Annotated in this window: 14 protein-coding genes, 4 tRNA genes and 1 rRNA gene; 1 reads left to right on the forward strand and 18 read right to left on the reverse strand. The window is 59.6% G+C overall.

Translation table 11 applies throughout. The features are described 5' to 3' along the window. The 6 genes from fusA to rpoB all read right to left on the reverse strand — a co-directional run bounded on the left by fusA (position 1) and on the right by rpoB (position 14,011). On the reverse strand, positions 1–2,103 hold the full coding sequence (fusA, locus tag FQ755_RS04125; protein WP_144151212.1) for an elongation factor G: 2,103 nt from the start codon (positions 2,101–2,103) through the stop codon (positions 1–3). Positions 2,104–2,236: 133 nt separating this feature from the next. After that, positions 2,237–2,707: a 30S ribosomal protein S7 gene (gene rpsG, locus FQ755_RS04130; RefSeq protein ID WP_006053291.1), complete on the reverse strand. Its 471-nt coding sequence runs from the start codon at positions 2,705–2,707 to the stop codon at positions 2,237–2,239. Between the two features lie 192 nt (positions 2,708–2,899). Continuing rightward, on the reverse strand, positions 2,900–3,280 hold the full coding sequence (gene rpsL / locus FQ755_RS04135; protein ID WP_035935550.1) for a 30S ribosomal protein S12: 381 nt from the start codon (positions 3,278–3,280) through the stop codon (positions 2,900–2,902). A 255-nt stretch (positions 3,281–3,535) separates the two neighbouring features. Beyond that, positions 3,536–5,383 (reverse strand): DNA helicase RecQ, encoded by a 1,848-nt coding sequence (recQ, locus tag FQ755_RS04145; protein WP_144151216.1) that lies wholly within the window; start codon positions 5,381–5,383, stop codon positions 3,536–3,538. Between the two features lie 261 nt (positions 5,384–5,644). After that, positions 5,645–9,883 (reverse strand): DNA-directed RNA polymerase subunit beta', encoded by a 4,239-nt coding sequence (gene rpoC, locus FQ755_RS04150; RefSeq protein ID WP_144151218.1) that lies wholly within the window; start codon positions 9,881–9,883, stop codon positions 5,645–5,647. 21 nt (positions 9,884–9,904) lie between these two features. After that, a complete protein-coding gene (gene rpoB, locus FQ755_RS04155) occupies positions 9,905–14,011 on the reverse strand; it encodes a DNA-directed RNA polymerase subunit beta (RefSeq protein ID WP_144151220.1) in 4,107 nt (1,368 codons plus the stop codon). Positions 14,012–14,135: 124 nt separating this feature from the next. Between rpoB and FQ755_RS37145 the strand changes: the two genes are divergently transcribed. Beyond that, positions 14,136–14,300, forward strand: a complete 165-nt coding sequence (locus tag FQ755_RS37145) for a hypothetical protein (protein WP_186308413.1) — start codon at positions 14,136–14,138, stop codon at positions 14,298–14,300. Positions 14,301–14,380: 80 nt separating this feature from the next. On the opposite strand, the gene rplL is transcribed toward FQ755_RS37145, so the two are convergent. The 12 genes from rplL to rrf all read right to left on the reverse strand — a co-directional run bounded on the left by rplL (position 14,381) and on the right by rrf (position 19,839). Next, positions 14,381–14,755: a 50S ribosomal protein L7/L12 gene (rplL, locus tag FQ755_RS04160; protein WP_062129471.1), complete on the reverse strand. Its 375-nt coding sequence runs from the start codon at positions 14,753–14,755 to the stop codon at positions 14,381–14,383. Between the two features lie 63 nt (positions 14,756–14,818). After that, positions 14,819–15,322, reverse strand: a complete 504-nt coding sequence (rplJ, locus tag FQ755_RS04165; RefSeq protein WP_007180144.1) for a 50S ribosomal protein L10 — start codon at positions 15,320–15,322, stop codon at positions 14,819–14,821. A 302-nt stretch (positions 15,323–15,624) separates the two neighbouring features. Then, on the reverse strand, positions 15,625–16,323 hold the full coding sequence (gene rplA, locus FQ755_RS04170) for a 50S ribosomal protein L1 (RefSeq protein WP_144151221.1): 699 nt from the start codon (positions 16,321–16,323) through the stop codon (positions 15,625–15,627). After that, the gene (rplK, locus tag FQ755_RS04175) at positions 16,324–16,755 is read right to left on the reverse strand and encodes a 50S ribosomal protein L11 (RefSeq protein WP_074262715.1); all 432 of its coding nucleotides are present in this window, start codon (positions 16,753–16,755) and stop codon (positions 16,324–16,326) included. Positions 16,756–16,921: 166 nt separating this feature from the next. Then, positions 16,922–17,479 carry a transcription termination/antitermination protein NusG gene (gene nusG, locus FQ755_RS04180; RefSeq protein WP_007180147.1) on the reverse strand — a complete coding sequence of 186 codons (558 nt, stop codon included), beginning with the start codon at positions 17,477–17,479 and terminating at the stop codon, positions 16,922–16,924. A 1-nt stretch (position 17,480) separates the two neighbouring features. Next, positions 17,481–17,861 (reverse strand): preprotein translocase subunit SecE, encoded by a 381-nt coding sequence (secE, locus tag FQ755_RS04185; protein ID WP_074262716.1) that lies wholly within the window; start codon positions 17,859–17,861, stop codon positions 17,481–17,483. A gap of 35 nt (positions 17,862–17,896) precedes the next feature. Further along, positions 17,897–17,972: transfer RNA gene (locus tag FQ755_RS04190), tRNA-Trp, on the reverse strand. 63 nt (positions 17,973–18,035) lie between these two features. Beyond that, positions 18,036–19,226, reverse strand: a complete 1,191-nt coding sequence (tuf, locus tag FQ755_RS04195) for an elongation factor Tu (protein ID WP_074262708.1) — start codon at positions 19,224–19,226, stop codon at positions 18,036–18,038. Between the two features lie 62 nt (positions 19,227–19,288). Then, positions 19,289–19,363, reverse strand: a tRNA-Thr gene (locus FQ755_RS04200). Between the two features lie 16 nt (positions 19,364–19,379). Beyond that, positions 19,380–19,453 (reverse strand) — tRNA-Gly (locus tag FQ755_RS04205). A gap of 42 nt (positions 19,454–19,495) precedes the next feature. Then, positions 19,496–19,581 (reverse strand) — tRNA-Tyr (locus FQ755_RS04210). 144 nt (positions 19,582–19,725) lie between these two features. Beyond that, a 5S ribosomal RNA gene (gene rrf, locus FQ755_RS04215) occupies positions 19,726–19,839 on the reverse strand. Positions 19,840–19,846 lie beyond the last annotated feature (7 nt).

The raw sequence follows: 19,846 nt of genomic DNA on the forward strand, positions 1-19,846 counted from the left end.
TTACTTCGACTTCGCGTTGATGATCGCTTCCGACACGTTGCGCGGTGCTTCCGAGTAATGCTTGAACTCCATCGTGTACGTTGCACGACCTTGGCTCAGCGAGCGCAGCGACGTCGAGTAGCCGAACATTTCCGACAGCGGCACTTCGGCGCGAACGATCTTGCCGCCGCCAATCATGTCTTCCATGCCCTGAACAATACCGCGACGGCCCGACAGATCGCCCATCACGTTGCCCATGTAGTCTTCCGGCGTTTCGACTTCCACAGCCATCATCGGTTCGAGGATGACCGGGCTTGCCTTGCGCATTGCTTCCTTGAACGCCATCGAACCGGCCATGCGGAACGCGTTTTCGTTCGAGTCAACATCGTGGTACGAACCGAACGTCAGGTGAACCTTCACGTCAACGACCGGGAAGCCTGCCAGCACGCCAGCCTTCAGCGTTTCCTGGATACCCTTGTCGACTGCCGGGATGTATTCACGCGGAATCACACCGCCCTTGATTTCGTCCAGGAACTCGTAGCCCTTGCCTTGCTCGTTCGGCTCCAGCGTGATGACCGCGTGACCGTACTGGCCGCGACCACCCGACTGCTTGACGAACTTGCCGTCGACATCTTCCGCCTTGCCGCGAATCGTTTCGCGGTAAGCCACCTGCGGCTTGCCAACCGTTGCTTCGACGCCGAACTCACGCTTCATCCGGTCAACCAGAATTTCGAGGTGGAGCTCGCCCATGCCCGAAATAATAGTTTGACCCGATTCTTCGTCCGTTTGCACGCGGAACGACGGATCTTCCTGAGCCAGGCGGTTCAGCGCCAGACCCATCTTTTCCTGGTCGGGCTTCGTCTTCGGCTCAACAGCCTGCGAAATCACCGGTTCCGGGAAAATCATGCGCTCGAGCACGATCGGGCTTTGCGGATCGCACAGCGTGTCGCCAGTCGTGGCGTCTTTCAGGCCGACTGCAGCAGCGATGTCGCCGGCGCGCACTTCCTTGATTTCTTCGCGCTGGTTGGCGTGCATCTGCAGAATACGACCCAGACGTTCCTTCTTGTCCTTGGTCGCGTTCAGCACCGTGTCGCCCGAATTCACCACACCCGAGTACACGCGGAAGAAGATCAGCTGGCCGACGAACGGGTCGGTCATGATCTTGAATGCCAGTGCCGAGAACTTTTCGTCGTCGGCTGCGCGACGCTCGCCCTTTTCACCGTTTTCCAGCTCGCCGGTAACCGGCGGGATGTCGATCGGCGACGGCAGGAAATCGAGCACGGCGTCCAGCATCCGTTGCACGCCCTTGTTCTTGAACGCGGTGCCGCACAGCATCGGCTGGATTTCGCAAGCGATCGTACGGTCGCGCAGGCCCTTGACGATTTCTTCTTCCGTCAGTTCGCCTTCTTCGAGGTACTTGTTCATCAGCTCTTCGCTCGATTCAGCCGCTGCTTCGACCATCTTTTCGCGCCATTCGTTGCACGAGTCGACGAGCTCAGCCGGGATTTCTTCGTACGAGAACTTGGTGCCCTGGGACGCGTCGTCCCAAATGATCGCCTTCATCTTCAGCAGATCGACCACGCCCGTGAACGTTTCTTCAGCGCCGATAGGCACCACGACCGGAACCGGGTTGGCCTTCAGACGCAGCTTGAGCTGGTCGTAGACCTTGAAGAAATTCGCGCCGGTACGGTCCATCTTGTTGATGAACGCGAGACGGGGGACCTTGTACTTGTTAGCCTGGCGCCACACGGTTTCCGACTGCGGCTGCACGCCGCCCACTGCGCAGTAAACCATGCATGCGCCGTCGAGCACGCGCATCGAGCGCTCGACTTCAATCGTGAAGTCGACGTGGCCCGGGGTGTCGATGATGTTGATGCGGTGCTCAGCGCGGTCGCCGGCCATGCCCTTCCAGAAGGCCGTGGTAGCAGCCGACGTGATGGTAATGCCGCGTTCCTGCTCCTGCTCCATCCAGTCCATGGTGGCAGCGCCGTCGTGAACTTCACCAATTTTATGGTTCACGCCGGTGTAGAACAGAATGCGCTCGGTCGTCGTCGTTTTGCCGGCGTCGATGTGAGCGCTAATACCGATGTTGCGGTAGCGCTCGATAGGTGTCTTGCGAGCCACTTTGATCCTCTATGGGGATAACGCGATGCGAGAAAGACCCATCGCGCTGTAACACAAACGGGCGAGGCGCCTTATAAGCGCACCCGCCCGGAATTTCTTGCCGATTTCTTCTGCTAACCCGGGGTCGGGGAGCTTAGAAACGGAAGTGCGAGAACGCCTTGTTGGCTTCTGCCATCCGGTGAACTTCGTCGCGCTTCTTCATCGCGCCGCCACGGCCTTCGGCCGCTTCGGAGAGTTCACCTGCCAGACGCAGGGCCATCGACTTCTCGCTGCGCTTTTTCGCAGCTTCACGCAACCAACGCATCGCCAATGCCATACGACGCGACGGACGCACTTCGACCGGAACCTGATAGTTCGCACCACCAACGCGACGGCTCTTCACTTCGACCACCGGCTTCACGTTGTTGAGCGCTACCGTGAACACTTCCAGCGGGTCCTTGCCACCCTTGGTCTGGATCTGTTCAAAAGCGCCGTACACGATACGCTCGGCAACCGACTTCTTGCCGGAGAGCATCAGCACGTTCATGAACTTGGCTACATCTACGTTACCGAACTTCGGATCCGGCAACACTTCCCGCTTGGGGACTTCGCGACGACGCGGCATGTTTCTTCCTTTAACTTTTTCAGTTGGAGCTATGTTGAGCCCCGCGGTCACCAACTAACCCGATTCATCCCTAACGACTTACCAGCCCGGTCGGGTGACCACTTACTCGACAGCACCGGCGATTCCGGCACCACCGCTAATACCGCCTTTGCAGGCGACCTGAAACCACTGACCGGCTAATGACTTGCCAGCTTATTTGCCTGCTTTAGCGCGCTTCGCACCGTACTTCGAGCGAGCTTGCTTACGATCCTTGACGCCCTGGGTATCCAGCGAGCCGCGAACCATGTGGTAACGCACACCCGGCAAGTCCTTCACACGACCGCCGCGAATCAGCACGACCGAGTGTTCCTGCAGGTTGTGGCCTTCACCACCGATGTATGAAATAACTTCGAAGCCGTTCGTCAGGCGCACCTTGGCGACCTTACGAAGTGCCGAATTCGGCTTCTTCGGCGTCGTGGTGTACACGCGAGTGCACACGCCGCGACGCTGGGGGCAGTCCTGCAAAGCCGGGCTCTTGCTCTTCACTGTTTCCGAAGCGCGGCCTTTGCGAACCAGTTGATTGATGGTTGGCATTGTTTATTCCTGAAATTGAACAAAATCGACGCAAATCTTTCTGGGCAAAGCAGAAACGATTGCGCATCGAACTTCCGGACATGGACCGTGTTACGCGACCTCATGCAACGCTTATTCGGCCGCTTATTCAGCACCTACTCAGCATTCGGCCCGCGCAGCGGCATCCCAAGAACCGGAACCTAGCATAATATTCCGAAAATACTAACGGAGTCAACAGCTTGCGTGGATTCGCTGACCTGACCGGCTCCGCGGCGGCTAATCGGCGCTCACGACTGCCAGCAATTCCCAGCCGAAGCGGTCCAGTTTTCGCGCACCCATGCCAGGGATACCGCGCAAATCCTCGATCGAGCCGGGACCGTTGCGGGCGATCTCCGCCAGCGTGGCGTCGTGGAAGATGACGTAGGCCGGCACGCCGTCGGTCTTCGCGGTTTCGGTGCGCCAGGCGCGCAGCCGGTCCCAGCGGGCGCGTTCGCGCGGGCCCATGCCGACGGTCGGATCCGCGCGCTCACTCGTGCGGGCCGACGACTGCCGCGTGCGTGTCGGCTTCACGTAGCGGCGCATGGTCACGTTCTGCTCGCCTTTGAGCACCGGCTTGCTGGCCTCGGTCAGCACCAGCGAGCCAAAACCCTCATGGTCGACCGTCAGGTAGCCGAACGCCACGAGCTGGCGAAAGATGGCGCGCCATTCCGGCTCGCCGAGCGCGGCGCCAATGCCGAAGGTAGTGAGCTTCTCGTGCCCGCGTTGCAGGATCTTCTCGCTGCGGTTGCCGCGCAAAATGTCGATCAGGTGCCCGGCGCCGAAATGGAATCCGCTCGCACGCCGCGCGCGGAACACGCAGGACAGCGCCATTTGCGCTTCCCGTGTGGCGTCCCACGTGGCCGGCGGTTCGAGGCAGGTATCGCAATTGCCGCACGGCTGGCTCGTTTCACCGAAATAGTTGAGCAGACGCACGCGGCGACATGTCGCGGCTTCGCACAGGCCGAGCAGCGCGTCGAGTTTGCCGGTCTGCACGCGTTTGTGGGCGTCGTCGGCGTCGGACTCGTCGATCATCTTGCGCTGCTGCACGACGTCGCCGAGCCCATACGCCATCCACGCGTTGGCCGGCATGCCGTCGCGGCCGGCGCGGCCGGTTTCCTGGTAATACCCTTCCACACTCTTCGGCAAGTCGAGGTGGGCGACGAAGCGCACGTCCGGTTTGTCGATGCCCATACCGAAGGCAATCGTCGCGCACATCACGACTCCCTCCTCGCGCTGGAACATCTCCTGATGCTTCTGGCGAATCTCGAACTCCATACCAGCGTGATACGGCAGCGCGTGCATACCCTTTTCTTTGAGCCACTCCGCGGTTTCTTCGACCTTGCGGCGCGACAGGCAATACACCACGCCGGCGTCGGTCGTGCCGTCCGGTCGCGTATGCTCGGCGCGAATGAAGTCGAGCAACTGGGTGCGCGCATTGTCCTTTTCGACGATGCGATAGCGGATGTTCGGGCGGTCGAAGCTCGAAACGAACACGCGGGCGTCGTCCAGCGCCAGCCGGTGAATGATCTCGTCACGCGTGATGGCGTCCGCCGTTGCCGTGAGCGCAATGCGCGGCACGTTCGGAAAGCGTTCGTGCAGCACCGACAGCTGAATGTACTCAGGCCGGAAGTCATGCCCCCATTGCGACACGCAATGCGCTTCGTCGATCGCGAACAGGCCAATGCGCGTGCGCTCCAGCAATTCCTGGAAACGCGACGTCATCAACCGTTCCGGCGCGACATACAACAGATCGATCTCGCCTTCACGTAACGCGCGCTCGGTTGCAGCGGCTTCGGCGCCCGAGAGCGTGGAATTGAGATAAGCCGCCCGCACGCCGACTTCCTTGAGCGCCGCGACCTGATCCTGCATCAGCGCGATCAAGGGCGAGACCACAATGCCGGCGCCCAGGCCTGCCTCGCGCCGCACCAGAGACGGAATCTGGTAACACAGCGACTTGCCGCCGCCGGTGGGCATCAGCACGAGACAATCTCCGCCGCCGGCGACGTGTTCAACAATTTCGCCCTGCTGACCTCGAAACGCGGGATAGCCGAATACTTCGTTGAGGATCTGGAGCGGACGGGACATGAATTTGAGAGAAGCAGCGTGAAGCCGGTGACACGAATTTTACCAACGCATTCGCGCTGCGCCCGTGCTTTCCCGCAATGTTAGTCAATCGGCCTATAAATCGGCTCACAAACCGGTGCAAAAAAGCGCGATAAGAACGATCGCGGCGCGGCGGACAGAAGCAAGCGGCAAAGCACAAACGCCTGTCGAAAAAAAAGCCGCTCAGTCGAAACTGAGCGGCTTCGGTAGCGGTTGAGTTCAAGCGGCTTGCGCCGCCAGAACTTATTCGCCTGAGTGTTGCTGTTCGGCGGCCGGCGTTTCCGGCGTACCGAATTCGAACGACTCTTCCGCTGCGATCTGATCGAAACGCTCGCGGTCGGACAGTTCCTTGCTCTTGCGTGCCTTGTGGAACGCGAGACCCGTACCGGCCGGAATCAGACGGCCGACGATCACGTTTTCCTTCAGACCGCGCAGATCGTCGCGCTTGCCCATGATCGCCGCTTCGGTCAGCACGCGGGTCGTTTCCTGGAACGATGCCGCAGAGATGAACGAGTCGGTCGACAGCGACGCCTTCGTGATACCGAGCAAGACGTTTTCGTACGTTGCCGGACGCTTGTCTTCCGCGATCATACGGTCGTTCTCGTCGAGCATATCCGACCGCTCGACCTGTTCGCCCGGGATGAAACGCGTATCGCCGTTGTCCGTAATCTGCACGCGGCGCAGCATCTGACGAACAATCACTTCAATGTGCTTGTCGTTGATCTTCACGCCTTGCAGACGGTACACGTCCTGCACTTCGTCCACGATGTAACGCGACAGCGCTTCGACGCCCTGCAAACGCAGGATGTCGTGCGGATCCGCCGGCCCGTCGACAATCATTTCGCCCTTGTTGACGACCTGACCATCGTGCACCAGAACCTGCTTTTCCTTCGCAATCAGGAACTCGTGCTGGTTGCCCTCGAGGTCCGTGATAACGAGACGCTGCTTGCCCTTCGTGTCCTTACCGAACGACGTCGTACCCGTGACTTCCGCCAGGATACCTGCGTCCTTCGGCGAACGTGCTTCGAACAGTTCCGCCACACGCGGCAGACCGCCGGTAATGTCACGCGTCTTCTGCGATTCGGTCGGGATACGTGCGAGCACTTCACCCACCTGCACCTGCTGACCATCCTTCACGGTGATCAGAGCGCCGACCTGGAAGCCGATCTGCACCGAGTGCTCGGTGTTCGGGATCTTGACTTCTTCACCGCTCGCATCGAGCAGCTTGACCTGCGGACGCACCGTCTTCGAAGCCTGCGAACCGCGGCGCTTCACGTCGATCACGACCAGCGTCGAGAGACCCGTCACATCGTCGATCTGCTTGGCAACCGTCACGCCTTCTTCGACGTTTTCGAACTTCACCGTACCACCGTACTCGGTGATGATCGGACGCGTCATCGGATCCCACGTCGCCAGTTGCGTGCCGGCCTTGATCTGCGCGCCGTCCAGTTGCAACAGCGTCGCGCCATACGGCACCTTGTGACGTTCACGCTCACGGCCGTGGTCGTCGGTGATCATCGCTTCGCCCGAACGCGAGATGACGATCTGCTCGCCCTTCGCGTTCGTGACGTAACGCATCGTCGCCGTGAAACGAACCGTACCGTTCGACTTGGCTTCGATCGACGAGGCCACTGCCGCACGCGATGCCGCACCACCGATGTGGAACGTACGCATCGTCAGCTGCGTGCCCGGTTCACCGATCGACTGGGCAGCAATCACGCCCACTGCCTCGCCGACGTTGACCGACGAGCCGCGGCCCAGGTCGCGGCCGTAGCAGGCTGCGCACAGACCGTAACGCGTTTCGCAGGTGAGCGGCGTGCGCACGCGCACTTCGTCGATGCCGAGGCGTTCGATTTCTTCGACCGCGTCTTCGTCGAGCAAGGTGCCCGCTTCGTACAGCGTTTCCTGCGATTCCGGATTAACGACGTCAGCCACAGCCACTCGACCCAAGATACGGTCACGCAGCGCTTCGACGACTTCACCGCCTTCGACCAACGCCTTCATGGCGACGCCGTTCGACGTACCGCAATCGTCTTCGACCACCACCAGATCCTGCGTCACGTCCACGAGACGACGCGTCAGGTAACCCGAGTTTGCCGTCTTCAGTGCCGTATCAGCCAGACCCTTACGTGCGCCGTGGGTCGAGATGAAGTACTGCAACACGTTCAGGCCTTCGCGGAAGTTCGCCGTAATCGGCGTCTCGATGATCGAGCCGTCCGGCTTCGCCATCAGGCCCCGCATACCGGCCAGCTGACGAATCTGAACCGCGGAACCCCGCGCGCCCGAGTCGGCCATCATGTAGATGGAGTTGAACGACTCCTGACGCGTCTGGTTGCCGTCGCGATCGACCACCGGCTCCGTCGAGAGCTGTTCCATCATCGCCTTGCCGACCGCTTCCGACGTTGCCGACCAGATGTCGACCACGTTGTTGTAGCGCTCTTGCGAGGTGACGAGACCCGACATGTACTGACGGTCGTATTCCTTCACCTTCTTCGCGGCGTCGCCGACGATCTGTTCTTTCTGCGGCGGCACGAGCATGTCGTCCACGCAGATCGAAATACCGGCGCGCGTGGCCAGACGAAAACCCGACTGCATCAACTGGTCGGCGAAAATCACCGTTTCGCGCAGACCGCACTTGCGGAATGCGGTGTTGATGAGGCGCGAGATTTCCTTCTTCTTCAGCGGCTTGTTCAGCACCGAGAACGGCAAGCCCGGCGGCAGAATTTCCGAGAGGATCGAACGGCCGACGGTCGTCGCATACAGCGTGATCTTCGGCACGAACTTCGGCGCGCCTTCCGACGTGTCTTCGTTGTGGACCATTTCCGTGATCCGCACGTTGACGCGCGAGGCCAGCTCGACTTCCTTGTTCTCGTAAGCACGCAGCGCTTCCGAGACGCCCGTGAACGTCAGGCCTTCGCCCTTGGCGTTCACTGCTTCGCGGGTCGCGTAGTACAGACCGAGCACGATATCCTGCGACGGCACGATCGACGGATCGCCGTTGGCCGGGAACAGGATGTTGTTCGACGCCAGCATCAGCGTGCGCGCTTCCATCTGCGCTTCGAGCGACAGCGGCACGTGGACAGCCATCTGGTCACCGTCGAAGTCGGCGTTGAACGCCGCGCAAACGAGCGGGTGCAGCTGGATTGCCTTACCTTCGATCAGCACCGGCTCGAAAGCCTGAATGCCAAGACGGTGCAGCGTCGGCGCACGGTTCAGCATGACCGGATGTTCGCGGATCACCTCTTCGAGGATGTCCCACACCACCGGCGTCTGGTTCTCGACTTCCTTCTTCGCAGCCTTGATGGTGGTAGCGACACCCATCACTTCGAGCTTGTTGAAGATGAACGGCTTGAACAGTTCGAGCGCCATCAGCTTCGGCAGACCGCACTGATGCAGCTTGAGCGTCGGGCCGACCACGATCACCGAACGGCCCGAGTAGTCCACGCGCTTACCGAGCAGGTTTTGACGGAAACGACCGCCCTTACCCTTGATCATGTCAGCGAGCGACTTCAGCGGACGCTTGTTCGCGCCGGTCATGGCCTTACCACGACGGCCGTTATCGAGCAGCGAATCGACGGCTTCCTGCAGCATCCGCTTTTCGTTGCGAACGATGATTTCAGGCGCCTTCAGTTCGAGCAGACGCTTCAACCGGTTGTTACGGTTGATCACGCGGCGATACAGGTCGTTCAGGTCCGACGTCGCGAAACGGCCGCCGTCCAGCGGCACCAGCGGACGCAGTTCCGGCGGCAGCACCGGCAGCACTTCGAGCACCATCCAGTCAGGCTTGATGCCCGAACGCTGGAAAGCCTCGAGCACCTTCAGGCGCTTCGCGTACTTCTTGATCTTCGCTTCCGAACCCGTGTTCTTGAGTTCGGTGCGCAGCATCTCGACCTGCTCGTCGATGTTGATCGCGCGCAGCAGTTCGCGCACGCCTTCCGCGCCCATCTCGGCACGGAATTCGTCACCGTACTCTTCGACCTTGTTGTAGTAATCCTCTTCCGTCATGATCTGCCGCGCTTTCAGCGGCGTCATGCCCGGATCGATCACCACGTAGGCTTCGAAGTACAGCACGCGTTCGATGTCGCGCAGCGTCATGTCGAGCACCATGCCCAGACGCGACGGCAGCGACTTCAGGAACCAGATGTGCGCAACCGGCGAGGCCAGTTCGATGTGGCCCATCCGTTCGCGACGCACCTTCGCCAGCGTGACTTCAACGCCGCACTTCTCGCAGATCACGCCACGGTGCTTCAGGCGCTTGTACTTGCCGCACAGGCATTCGTAGTCCTTGATCGGCCCGAAAATCTTCGCGCAGAACAGACCATCACGTTCCGGCTTGAACGTCCGGTAGTTGATGGTTTCCGGCTTCTTCACTTCGCCGAACGACCACGAACGGATCTTGTCCGGCGATGCCAGACCGATCTTGATTGCGTCAAAAACTTCTTCTTGTTGGACTTGCTTGAATAGATCGAGCAGAGCTTTCATTGCCTTCTCTCCGTAGTCCGATTAGTTGCGGTCGAGGTCGATATCGATACCGAGCGAGCGGATTTCCTTCACCAACACGTTGAAGGATTCCGGCATGCCTGCATCGATCACGTGATCGCCCTTGACCAGGTTCTCATAGACCTTGGTCCGGCCAGTCACGTCGTCCGACTTCACCGTCAGCATTTCCTGCAGCACGTACGATGCGCCGTACGCTTCGAGCGCCCACACTTCCATTTCACCGAAACGCTGGCCACCGAACTGCGCCTTACCGCCCAACGGCTGCTGCGTCACGAGCGAGTACGGGCCCGTGGAACGCGCGTGCATCTTGTCGTCGACCAGGTGGTGCAGTTTCAGGTAGTGCATGTAGCCGACCGTGACCGTGCGTTCGAACATCTCGCCGGTGCGGCCGTCGTACAGGCGAACCTGGTTCTTCGACGGCGTCATGCCGAGCTGCTTCGCGATGTCGTCCGGGAAGGCCAGATCCAGCGCGCGCGACATTTCTTCTTCCGTCGCACCGTCGAACACCGGCGTGGCAAACGGAACGCCTTCGCGCAGGTTCTTCGCCAGTTCGACGATTTCGTCGTCCGTGAAGCTGTCCAGCTCTTCAGCGCGGCCCGACTCGTTGTAGATCTTGGTCAGGAAGGCGCGCAGTTCTTCGATCTTCGCCTGACGTTGCAGCATTTCGCCGATACGCCAGCCGAGACCCTTCGCGGCCCAACCCAGATGCACTTCGAGAACCTGACCCACGTTCATCCGCGACGGCACGCCGAGCGGATTCAGCACGACGTCAGCCGGACGGCCATCGGCCATGTACGGCATGTCTTCGATCGGAACGATCTTCGACACCACACCCTTGTTACCGTGACGGCCGGCCATCTTGTCGCCAGGCTGCAGGCGACGCTTGACTGCCAGATACACCTTGACCATCTTCAGCACGCCCGGCGGCAGTTCGTCGCCCTGGGTGAGCTTCTTGCGCTTTTCTTCGAACGCCAGGTCGAACTGGTGACGCTTCTGTTCGATCGAGTCCTTGATGGCTTCGAGCTGCGCTGCTGCTTCTTCGTCCGCGAGGCGGATGTCGAACCAGTGGTAGTGATCCAGATCTTGCAGGTAAGCCTGGTCGATCTTGGTACCCTTCGCGAGCTTCTTCGGGCCACCGTTGGCAACCTTGCCGTCCAGCATACGTGCGAGACGCTGGAACGCGTCGCCTTCCACGATACGCAGCTGGTCGTTCAGGTCGAGGCGATAGCGCTTCAGTTCATCGTCGATGATCTGCTGGGCACGCTTGTCGCGCTGGATGCCTTCACGCGTAAACACTTGAACGTCGATGACCGTGCCGCTCATGCCCGACGGCACGCGCAGCGACGTGTCCTTCACGTCCGAAGCCTTTTCACCGAAGATCGCGCGCAGCAGCTTTTCTTCCGGCGTCAGTTGGGTTTCACCCTTCGGCGTCACCTTACCGACCAGCACGTCGCCTGCTTCGACTTCAGCGCCGATGTAGACGATGCCCGACTCGTCGAGACGGCCGAGTTGCACTTCAGCCAGGTTCGAGATGTCGCGCGTGATTTCTTCCGGTCCAAGCTTCGTATCGCGAGCAACGACGTTCAGTTCTTCGATGTGGATCGAGGTGTAGCGGTCGTCAGCAACCACCTTCTCCGAGATCAAGATCGAGTCTTCGAAGTTGTAGCCGTTCCACGGCATGAACGCGACCAGCATGTTCTGGCCGAGAGCCAGTTCGCCGAGATCGGTCGATGCACCGTCAGCCAGCACGTCGCCGCGCGACACGATGTCGCCGACCTTCACGATCGGGCGCTGGTTGATGTTCGTGTTCTGGTTCGAACGCGTGTACTTGATCAGGTTGTAGATGTCCACGCCGACGTCGCCGGCAGCGGCTTCATCGTCGTTCACGCGGATCACCATACGGCCTGCGTCGACGTAATCCACCACGCCACCGCGGAATGCCTGAACCGTCGTACCCGAGTCGACTGCCACCGTACGTTCGATACCGGTACCGACCACGGCCTTCTCAGGACGCAGACACGGCACAGCCTGACGCTGCATGTTCGAGCCCATCAACGCGCGGTTCGCGTCATCGTGCTCGAGGAACGGAATCAGCGAAGCAGCGACCGAAACGATCTGCGACGGCGCCACGTCCATGTACTGAATGCGGTCCGGCGTAACCATCAGCGTTTCGCCTGCTTCACGCGACGACACCAGTTCGTCGGTCAGCGAGCCGTCAGCAGCCACCGCCGCGTTCGCCTGAGCGATCACGTAACGGCCTTCTTCGATCGCCGACAGATAGTCGATCTGATCCGTCACCTTGCTGTCCACCACCTTGCGATACGGCGTTTCGAGGAAGCCGTATTCGTTCAGGTGCGCGTACAGAGCGAGCGAGTTGATCAGGCCGATGTTCGGACCTTCCGGCGTTTCAATCGGGCACACACGGCCATAGTGGGTCGGGTGCACGTCGCGGACTTCAAAGCCAGCGCGCTCACGGGTCAAACCGCCCGGGCCAAGAGCCGAAACACGGCGCTTGTGGGTGATTTCCGAGAGCGGGTTGGTCTGGTCCATAAACTGCGACAGCTGCGACGAACCGAAGAACTCGCGGATCGCCGACGAAATCGGCTTCGAGTTGATCAGGTCGTGCGGCATCAGGTTTTCGCTTTCAGCCTGACCCAGACGTTCCTTCACGGCGCGTTCGACACGCACGAGACCGGCGCGGAACTGGTTTTCCGCCAGTTCGCCGACACAACGCACACGACGGTTGCCCAAGTGGTCGATGTCGTCCACTTCGCCCTTGCCGTTACGCAGCTCGACCAGGATCTTGATCGTGGCGAGGATGTCGTCGTCCTGCAGCGTCATCGGACCGACGATTTCGTCGCGGCCGACACGGCGGTTGAACTTCATACGACCCACCTTGGACAGGTCGTAGGCGTCTTCGCTGTAGAACAGACGGTTGAACAGCGCCTCGACCGCTTCTTCGGTCGGCGGTTCGCCCGGACGCATCATGCGGTAGATCGCGATGCGAGCGGCCATCTTGTCGGCAGTTTCGTCGATACGCAGCGTCGAGGAGATGTACGGACCTTGATCCAGATCGTTCGTGTAGAGCGTCTGGATGTCCTTGATCTTCGCTTCACGCAGCTTTTCGAGAACCGTTTCGGTGATTTCGTCGTTCGCGTTGGCGATGACTTCACCCGTATCGCCGTCAACGACGTTCTTCGCCAACGTGCGGCCGAGCAGATAGTCTTCCGGCACCGAGATGAACTTCGTCTTCGCGTTTTCGAGGTCGCGAATGTGCTTGGCGTTGATCCGCTTGTCCTTCTGCACGATCACGTTACCGTCACGGTCCGTGATGTCGAAACGCGCGACTTCACCACGCAGACGCTCCGGCACGAATTCCATCTGCGCGCCTTCCGGCATCAGCGTGAAATTGTCGAACACGAAGAAGTTGGCGAGGATCTGTTCCGGCGTGAGGCCAATGGCTTTCAGCAGGATCGTGACCGGCATCTTGCGGCGGCGGTCGACGCGGAAATACAGCACGTCCTTCGGATCGAATTCGAAGTCGAGCCACGAACCACGGTAAGGGATGATACGTGCCGAAAACAGCAGCTTGCCCGAGCTATGCGTCTTGCCCTTGTCGTGTTCGAAGAACACGCCAGGCGAGCGGTGCAGTTGCGAAACGATCACGCGTTCCGTGCCGTTGATGACGAACGAACCCGTCGGCGTCATGAGCGGAATTTCGCCCATGTACACTTCCTGTTCCTTCACTTCCTTGACGACCGGCTTGCTCGGCGATTCCTTGTCGAGCAGCACCAGGCGCACCTTCGCGCGCAGTGCCGAGCAGTACGTCAAACCGCGCTGCTGACATTCCTTGATGTTGAATGCCGGCGGCGACAGCATGTAGCTGACGAACTCGAGACGGGCGAAGCCGTTATGAGAAACGATGGGGAAAACGGACGTAAACGCCGCTTGCAGGCCTTCCGGCTTGCGTTGCGTCGAAGACGTGTCGGCTTGCAGAAACGTGCTGAATGATTCAAGCTGGGTAGCCAGCAGGAAAGGTACTTGGTGAACGATGGGGCGCTTCGCAAAACTCTTACGAATGCGCTTCTTCTCGGTGAAGGAATATTGCATACGATCTCCGAATCACGGCGGGCATTGTTGTCGAGGCAGGATACCTTGATGAGACAACCCGAGTGTTCACCGACTGAGACCCGATGGCCGTCCGATGGCTTGAACGAGCCTAGAAGCTTGGTGGTTGGCCGCTACCAACCGCTGGCTGACGGCAGCGGATGCCTATGTTGCCCGCTACCCGACCAAACTTGCCTTCTGCAGTCGCTTCAGAAGACAAAGAGAATCGCCGGTCAATATTGCTGAAAGGCGGTTTTCTTTGGCCTCTGGGGTCACGCTTTTGCCGAAATGACCGTGCAAAAACGTGGTTCCCACAAAGCACAAAAAGGCCGGCGGTGGAAAACCGCCAGCCTTCGCACAGCGCGCCGAAATTTACTTGATTTCAGCTTTCGCGCCGGCTTCTTCCAGCTTCTTCTTGGCTTCTTCAGCTGCAGCCTTCGGTACCGCTTCCTTAACAGGCTTCGGTGCACCGTCAACCAGATCCTTCGCTTCCTTCAGGCCGAGACCCGTCAGTTCGCGAACAGCCTTAATGACCGAAACCTTGTTCGCGCCGACTTCCGTCAGGTTGACCGTGAATTCGGTTTGTTCTTCAGCAGCAGCTGCAGCGCCGCCGCCTGCCGGGCCTGCCACTGCAACAGCAGCTGCCGACACGCCAAACTTTTCTTCGAACGCCTTGACGAGCTCGTTCAGTTCCAGAACCGACATCGAGCTTACCGCTTCGAGGATGTCTTCTTTTGCGATTGCCATTTGAAATACTCCTAAATTGAATTCGGATACAGCCAGCGATCAATCACGCTCGGCTGATGTGCGTTACGCAGCGGTTTCTTCGCCTTGTTTCTTTTCTGCCAGCGCGGCCAGAGCGCGCGCGAAGCCGGAAACAGGTGCTTGCATAACGTACAACAGCTTGGAGAGCAGTTCTTCGCGGCTCGGGATGTTTGCCAGCGCTTGCACGCCAGCCTTGTCCATCACCTTGCCTTCGTAGGAACCAGCCTTGATGATCAACTTGTCATTGGTTTTGCCGAAGTCGTTGACGACCTTGGCAGCAGCAATTGCATCTTCCGAGATGCCGTAGATCAGCGGACCAGTCATCTGCTCTGCCAGCGGAGCAAACGGGGTACCTTCGACAGCGCGACGCGCCAGCGTGTTTTTCAACACACGAAGGTAAACCTGTTGCTCACGCGCTTTCGCGCGCAGCTTGGTCAGATCGCCAACCGCGATTCCACGATACTCAGCCAGAACCACGGTCTGGGCTTTCGCGACTTGCGCGGCAACCTCAGCGACGACGGCCTGCTTGCTTTCTTTGTTAAGTGGCACGGTTAACCTCCAGATTCGATACACGCAGCGTGCGCCTTGTGTACCGCGTTCAATAACGGCGTCCGACCAGTCAGGAGTATTTCGACCGCCCGTTGCCCGCATTGCTGCGGACGACCAGCGGTTTCATCACTACAAAACCTTTCCGGGTTCGCCATCTGCGTTGGCTTTACATTAAGGGTCGGCCTACATGCTGCTTCCCCGCCAACGGTCTTTGACAACCGGCCGCTCGATGCACACTGCCATCTTGCGACCGCCCAAAGCCCATAAAACCGCCCCGACTCACATCGAGGCGATGAAATCTATTACTGTGCAGCGATCGTTGCCTGATCGACGCGAACACCCACGCCCATCGTGCTCGACAGCGCGACCTTACGCAGGTACACGCCCTTGCTCGTTGCCGGCTTCGCCTTTTGCAGCGCTTCGACGAGAGCGTTCAGGTTGCTGCGCAGAGCCGTCGGCTCGAACGAAGCGCGGCCGATGGTGGCGTGGATGATACCAGCCTTGTCGACACGGAATTGCACCTGACCAGCCTTGGCGTTCTTCACAGCCGTGGCGACGTCCGGCGTCACGGTGCCGACCTTCGGGTTAGGCATCAGGCCACGCGGGCCGAGGATCTGACCGAGCGTACCGACAACGCGCATCGTGTCCGGCGAAGCGATCACGATGTCGAAGTCCAGCTTGCCGGCCTTAACCTGTTCAGCCAGGTCTTCCATACCGACGACTTCGGCGCCGGCTGCACGAGCCTGCTCAGCCTTTTCACCCTGGGCGAACACAGCCACGCGGACCGACTTACCGGTACCTGCCGGCAGCACGACCGAGCCACGAACCACTTGATCCGACTTCTTCGCGTCGATGCCGAGTTGCACGGAAACGTCGATCGATTCGTCGAACTTCGCGCTTGCGCACTCTTTCACGAGCGACAGCGCTTCGTCGATCGCATACAGCTTCTGGCGATCAACCTTGTTTGCAAATGCTTGCAGACGCTTCGAAAGCTTAGCCATTTACACGCCCTCCACGGTGATGCCCATCGAGCGGGCGCTACCAGCGATCGTACGGACCGCTGCATCCAGGTCAGCTGCCGTCAGATCGGGCATCTTGGCCTTGGCGATGTCTTCAGCTTGAGCGCGAGTGATCTTGCCGACCTTGTCGGTATGCGGCTTTGCCGAACCCTTGTCGATCTTCGCTGCCTTCTTGATCAGAACCGTAGCCGGCGGCGTCTTCAGAACGAACGTGAAGCTCTTGTCGGCGAACGCGGTGATCACGACCGGAATCGGCAGACCCGGTTCCATTGCTTGAGTCTGCGCGTTGAACGCCTTGCAGAACTCCATGATGTTCAGGCCACGCTGGCCCAGTGCCGGACCGACCGGCGGCGACGGGTTGGCTTTACCTGCAGGAATCTGCAGCTTGATAAAGCCGATGATTTTCTTTGCCATGTTGAAAACCTCGTTGGAACGCTGCACTGCTGCGTGCGGACGTTCAGTGAGTAGTAGCGCGTGCTCACCGGAAAATACCGGCTACTGACGCTCCTCAACGGCCATTACGCGGGCCGTAAGCGCGAAATACGGAACGCGCCGTTAGGCGCGCTCCGCAGAATTCTGATTACAACTTTTCGACCTGACCGAATTCCAGCTCGACCGGCGTTGCGCGGCCGAAGATGGTGACAGATACACGGACGCGCGACTTTTCGTAATTCACTTCTTCGACGCTACCGTTGAAGTCCGTAAACGGACCGTCCTTCACGCGAACCATCTCGCCGACTTCGAACAGGGTCTTCGGGCGCGGCTTCTCAACGCCTTCCTGCATCTGCGACATGATCTTCTCGACTTCCCGCGGGGAAATCGGGCTAGGACGATTGCGCGCACCGCCCACAAAACCCGTCACCTTTGCCGTGTTCTTCACGAGGTGCCACGTTTCGTCCGTCATTTCCATCTCGACGAGCACATAGCCCGGGAAGAAACGACGTTCGGTCACTGACTTGTGACCGCCTTTAACCTCTACTACTTCTTCAGTCGGCACCAGGATCTGGCCAAACTGGTCCTGCATGCCGGCGCGCTCGATGCGCTCCTGAAGCGCACGTTGCACGCTCTTCTCCATGCCGGAGTAGGCGTGCACCACGTACCAACGTTTACCACTCGGGGATGCCGGAGTATCACTCATATCATTTCCAACCCAGAATCGCCGAGAAAATCGCCCATTCAATGGATTTATCGCAAATCCAGAGAAACACCGCCATGATGAACACGAAAGCGAACACCACCAGAGTTGTTTGCGTCGCCTCTTTACGAGTCGGCCAGACAACCTTGCGGACTTCCTTGTACGAGTCCTTGGCGAATGCGATGAAACCCTTACCGGGCGCGGAGAGAAGTCCGACTGCAACACCCGCGATAACGCCAACAGCCAAGGCAGCTCCGCGGACGTACCATTCCTGGCTACCGAGCCAGAAGAACCCCACGAACCCGGCCAAGACCAACAATACACCCGCTGCGACCATCAGCTTGTCGCCGGAAGTATTTACAGTTTCGACGGAAGGATTCGCCATAACACCTTAACGAGCGCCACATACGGCGCGAGAATTGGCAGGGGCAGAGGGAATCGAACCCCCAACCTTCGGTTTTGGAGACCGACGCTCTGCCAGTTGAGCTATACCCCTAAACCATTTTGGGGTTGACGACACCGCCAACCCCGAAACTTCAATCAACGAGTACTGGCTGGCTTACTCGAGGATCTTGGCGACGACACCCGCGCCGACGGTACGGCCACCTTCACGGATGGCGAAGCGCAGACCTTCTTCCATCGCGATCGGGTTGATCAGCTTCACCGTGATCGACACGTTGTCGCCCGGCATGACCATTTCCTTGTCCTTCGGCAGCTCGATCGAGCCCGTCACGTCCGTCGTGCGGAAGTAGAACTGCGGACGGTAGTTGTTGAAGAACGGCGTGTGACGGCCGCCTTCGTCCTTGCTCAGCACGTACACTTCGGCCGTGAAGTGCGTGTGCGGGTTGATCGAACCCGGCTTCGCCAGCACCTGGCCACGCTCCACGTCTTCACGCTTCGTGCCGCGCAGCAGGATACCCACGTTGTCGCCCGCCTGACCCTGGTCCAGCAGCTTGCGGAACATTTCCACGCCCGTGCAGGTCGTCTTCACCGTCGGCTTGATACCCACGATTTCGATTTCTTCGCCGACCTTCACCACGCCGCGCTCGACGCGACCCGTCACCACCGTGCCACGACCCGAGATCGAGAACACGTCTTCCACCGGCATCAGGAACGCACCGTCCACTGCGCGCTCCGGCGTCGGGATGTACGTGTCCAGCGCGTCGGCCAGGTTCATGATCGCCACTTCGCCCAGCTCGCCCTTGTCGCCTTCCAGCGCCAGCTTGGCCGAACCCTTGATGATCGGCGTGTCGTCGCCCGGGAAGTCGTACTTCGACAGAAGTTCGCGAACTTCCATCTCGACGAGTTCCAGCAGCTCGGCGTCGTCCACCATGTCGCACTTGTTCAGGAACACGATGATGTACGGAACGCCAACCTGACGCGCCAGCAGGATGTGCTCACGCGTTTGCGGCATCGGGCCGTCAGCGGCCGAGCACACCAGGATTGCGCCGTCCATCTGCGCGGCGCCCGTGATCATGTTCTTCACATAGTCAGCGTGGCCCGGGCAGTCGACGTGGGCGTAGTGGCGGTTTGCCGTTTCGTACTCGACGTGTGCCGTGTTGATCGTGATGCCGCGCGCCTTTTCTTCCGGCGCCGCGTCGATCTGGTCATACGCCTTTGCTTCGCCGCCGAACTTCGCGGTCAGCACCGTCGTGATCGCTGCCGTCAGCGTGGTCTTGCCGTGGTCAACGTGACCGATCGTGCCGACGTTCACGTGCGGCTTGGTCCGCTCAAACTTACCCTTGGCCATTTTCGACTCCTAAGAGGATTATCCGTACGTTGCGCCGCGCGCAAACAATCACCGAGTACTTCTGGTGCCCATGGGCAGGATCGAACTGCCGACCTCTCCCTTACCAAGGGAGTGCTCTACCACTGAGCCACATGGGCGCTACATCTTCGTTACTGGAGCGGGTGAAGGGAATCGAACCCTCGTCGTAAGCTTGGAAGGCTTCTGCTCTACCATTGAGCTACACCCGCAAGGATCTTTTCGATTCCCAACTTCTACTTCAGCATGCATTCTGGTGGAGGAGGTTGGATTCGAACCAACGTAGGCGTAAGCCAACAGATTTACAGTCTGCCCCCTTTAGCCACTCGGGCACCCCTCCGCAGAGAACTGATGATTATGGGGGAAGAGCACTTCAATGTCAAGCGCTGCTTGACTGCCCCAAACCCAAAGCTCTCACTTATACCGTTTCCGTAAACGCAGAAACCCCACCTTTTGGGGTGGGGTTTCTGTTTGCTGCTGGGGAGCCTGACGATTACCTACTTTCACACGGGTAATCCGCACTATCATCGGCGTGGAGTCGTTTCACGGTCCTGTTCGGGATGGGAAGGGGTGGTACCGACACGCTATGGTCATCAGGCATGACT

It is taken from the genome of Paraburkholderia sp. BCC1885, assembly GCF_900996235.1.
Taxonomy (GTDB): domain Bacteria; phylum Pseudomonadota; class Gammaproteobacteria; order Burkholderiales; family Burkholderiaceae; genus Paraburkholderia.